The sequence below is a fragment of the Prevotella sp. AM42-24 genome, assembly GCF_003461825.1.
GTDB classification, from domain to species: Bacteria; Bacteroidota; Bacteroidia; order Bacteroidales; family Bacteroidaceae; genus Prevotella; species Prevotella hominis.
This window is the reverse complement of the sequence record NZ_QTXV01000120.1, coordinates 1-2170: the sequence shown is the minus strand read 5'-3', so window position 1 is coordinate 2170 and position 2170 is coordinate 1. Positions and strand designations below refer to the sequence as shown.

The window sequence follows — 2170 nt, the reverse complement described above, 5'->3', positions numbered from 1 at the left end:
GTATATTCTTCAAGCTTATCAGCACACCTGCCTCCAGCGTAATGAGGCTGGCGAACGAGTGCCGTCCCGAATGGTAGGAATAGGTAAGTCCGTTCTCTTTTCCACAAGCACATCGAAAGCCTTTTGGATGGAAGCAACAACTGCTCGATGTCCTTGTTGGTCTCCACGGCTTCCTTGCTCTTGTTCTTCTTTGGCTGCTTTAGAGCTTTATGTTAATAAAACTACAATCATAGCAATAAAACTATTAATTTTACGTTCTTTTCAAAGAAAGGGGTTGTGCAATAGTGGCTTAAAGGCTAAAAGCACTACCTTTGTAAATAATATCAAAACAGAGTATAATGGAAGAAAACAATATAACAGTAGATAAAGCTGTCCAAACCATAAAAGGGGCAATTTTGCGAGCTCAAGCACAAGCGAGCCAGTCAAGTTCTTAGAATCCTTGAAAAGAAAAGTTGAATGTTCAATCATAAATTTTACTATATGTGGCAAAAGTATTTCATAGTAATAATTTTGTTCTGTTTGTATGCCTGTAAAGGTGAAAGAAAAGAGCAAAATACAAACTCAACAATAATTGAGAAGAAATGGGCGAAAGATTGCAGTAATGATTCCAAAACTCATGTTTTATCGTCTAATGCTCAATTTGCAAATGGGAAAAAAGTTCTAACGAACAAACAGGAATATATGCAAATGACAAAAGATTGCATATATAATGTAGAAACTCTTGTTGCGAAATATCTTGATGACAAAGATAAAAACCATTATTCTAATAAAAACAATACAATAGATTGTTATTTTAGACAATACTTATGCTATAAAGAAAATATGCATCTTTTTGTATTCGCAAATCTGTATGCATATAGAACTACAAAATATGAAATAAATACGACCAACGCATTTGCAGATAATCCTAAAAATCATGTTATTAATCCTCTCAATGGCAACAATAAAGATTATAAGATGTTTATAGTGGACTTATCTGAAAAATCAATACATTGTTTCACAAAGGAATAAGATAATATTGTGAACTTCTATATAGCGGAAAGCAAAGGGCAAACCTGGCGATGGTTATTTTATGGTTGAGATCGAAGGAGTCCCATATTGGACAGATGCCATAGGGCAAATTCCATTTGCATTGAATGAATATAGAAATGTATTTGAAAGAAGTAAAAATTCAGAAATAGCAGCAGGAGAAACAATAGACATTGGAAAGAAATTTGGAGATGGAAGTTTGATGAATATCATATTTCCATCACCAGACTACAGCAATGGTTATGATAACACTATGATAGTTCGTGCTGTGAATTGGGCAAAAAAACGATATAGGTTAACTCCTACTCGTATGCCTAATGGACAATACGAAATGAGGGTGGGTAAAACAAGTTATTCTCCTAAAAATATGCGGGCATACACTATCAAAAAGAAAAAATAAGAGGAATAAGATATGAAACAACAAAAAATATATTCTATAATAATAGGATTGGTTGCATACATTATTATATCACATATATTCCATGTGTTTTTTAGAGGTAAAACTGATATAGCACTAAGCTTATTGTATATTTATAATGATATGTTATATATTGTAGGTTATATCTTTACATTTATGGTCTATGGTAGTAATAAGTTTAATAGAATCTTGTTTGGTACATTAAGCATCGCATTTCTGTTGTTTTTTGTATATAATTGGTGGGGCGTTTCATCTATGCCTTATGAGAGATTCTTATATATAGGCTTAGGATTGCTTGTTTATATATGTGAGTACATGTATTTAAAAGCTATACAAAACGATTTGTAAAATAATTTAAAATATGAATGATAATATAATCCTATATGCTATTTCTTTAATATGCATAATATTGCTACTAATAGAATGGATTTTTATTAGTCACAAAAAATGTTCAATAAATGCCATTGTGTTTGTTGGTTATTCATTTCCTTTGTACTACTTAATGATTTATAAAGGGGCTGGTGGAGCAGCGTTTACGTGGTGGTTCTATTTGGTATTATTTACATCTATCCATGTAATAATTTTATTGATTATATTGTTTTATTTTTTTAGTACTATTTTGAGGAGACGTGCAAATGAAAGAAAACAACGTTGTGACAAGTGAAACGAAGGATGCGCTTTATTTTGGGTCACTCTCGCATACCGCTGCGTCATCTTCACATC

The 2170-nt window shown here is 32.0% G+C and carries 3 protein-coding genes; all 3 read left to right on the top strand.

Going from position 1 to position 2170, the window contains the following annotated elements; genetic code table 11:
- Nucleotides 1-367, top strand: a 367-nt coding sequence (locus DW917_RS17915) for a hypothetical protein (RefSeq protein ID WP_233524806.1), incomplete at its 5' end; no start/stop codon positions are given.
- 113 nt (nucleotides 368-480) lie between these two features.
- Entirely contained in the window at nucleotides 481-1011 is a 531-nt protein-coding gene (locus DW917_RS16375; protein WP_147344243.1) for a hypothetical protein, read from the top strand.
- Nucleotides 1012-1072: 61 nt separating this feature from the next.
- Nucleotides 1073-1429, top strand: a complete 357-nt coding sequence (locus DW917_RS16370; RefSeq protein WP_118120445.1) for a hypothetical protein — start codon at nucleotides 1073-1075, stop codon at nucleotides 1427-1429.
- Nucleotides 1430-2170: the final 741 nt, after the last annotated feature.